The organism is Mesorhizobium sp. M7A.F.Ca.US.005.03.2.1, assembly GCF_003997795.1.
Lineage (GTDB): Bacteria > Pseudomonadota > Alphaproteobacteria > Rhizobiales > Rhizobiaceae > Mesorhizobium > Mesorhizobium ciceri.
This window is the reverse complement of the sequence record NZ_RZRP01001329.1, coordinates 1-1046: the sequence shown is the minus strand read 5'-3', so window position 1 is coordinate 1046 and position 1046 is coordinate 1. Positions and strand designations below refer to the sequence as shown.

General features: G+C 63.9%; 1 protein-coding gene and 1 pseudogene. Both read right to left on the bottom strand.

Going from position 1 to position 1046, the window contains the following annotated elements; all coding sequences use genetic code 11:
- Window positions 1–496 (bottom strand): annotated as a pseudogene (locus EN991_RS37500) (chloride channel protein); the annotation flags it as partial.
- 136 nt (window positions 497–632) lie between these two features.
- Window positions 633–932 carry a putative quinol monooxygenase gene (locus EN991_RS37495; protein ID WP_063168928.1) on the bottom strand — a complete coding sequence of 100 codons (300 nt, stop codon included), beginning with the start codon at window positions 930–932 and terminating at the stop codon, window positions 633–635.
- Between the last annotated feature and the right edge of the window lie 114 nt (window positions 933–1046).

Here is a 1046-nt window from a genome sequence, read left to right as displayed (position 1 = left end):
GCCTGAAGATGCCCGCCAGCCGCGATGCCAGCCCGGAGCCAACCTGCGTGTAGCCGGCTTCCAGCCCGACCGAGGCGCCAAAACCGCTGGAGATCATCGTCTGGCCGGCGATGATGAAGGTGTCGGTCAGCGACATGCGCCCGCCATAGAGCGCATTGGCTTCGATCGGGTCGATCGGTGTGCGGAATTTCCGTATCCGGAGCCAGACCACCGTCAGCCCCAGCAGTATGCCGCCGATCGCCGGTATCAGCGCCTGCATCGGATTGGCGAGCGAGAACATGCCGGAAAGCCGGCCGCCTGGCTGAACGCCGAACAGCAGCCCGTGCAGGTCCTGCACGATCTGGCTCATCGCCGTGACCAATATGCCAGCCATGACGCCTACGACACCGGCGAGGATGACCACCACGATGCCGCGTGCCTCGAGCAGGGGCAACGACCTGATCAGCACCGCGCGCAGCCGGCGGGCGTAAACTTCGCTGTGGTTTCTGGAAAGCACCGGGGCGGCTCGCCGATATCGAAAGGCAGTGGAAAGCCAGCCTGATACGCCCGGCGGCACGGCATGGCAACCACAATGCCGACAGACACCACATTGGCGACAAGTGGACGCGATATCGATCGGGCCGATGGACCGTTCAGGTCGGCATGGGCTCGCCGGCTTCATAGAGTACGAGGTTGCGCTCGCCTATGCCCAGCGCCGGCCAGCTCGCACGCCAGTCCGCAATGTGCGGCGAGGCGAAGTGCGCGTCGAGCGCTGCCCTGTCGCTCCAGACTTCCGTGACCCGGATGAGCCCGGCATCAAAAACATCCTGCGCATAGGAATATTGGATGCAGCCGACCTCGGCGCGGCTGCCTGAAACCATGCGTTCCATTGCGGGCTTGGCTTCCTCAAATTTGTTTGGCGGCAAGCGGATGGTGCCGATGATCAGAAGCATGGGTTTCCCTTTCCTGGCGAGGCTAGCCGACACGGCGACCTGCGCATGATCGTTCGAACTAGCCAGTCTCCCACCCTCGCGCAAGCTTGGCGGACTACCCTCACAGGGCTGTCG

Coding starts and splice junctions, on each gene's coding strand:
- EN991_RS37495 (WP_063168928.1), bottom strand. CDS start 932: ATGCTTCTGATCATCGGCACCATCCGCTTGCCGCCAAACAAATTTGAG.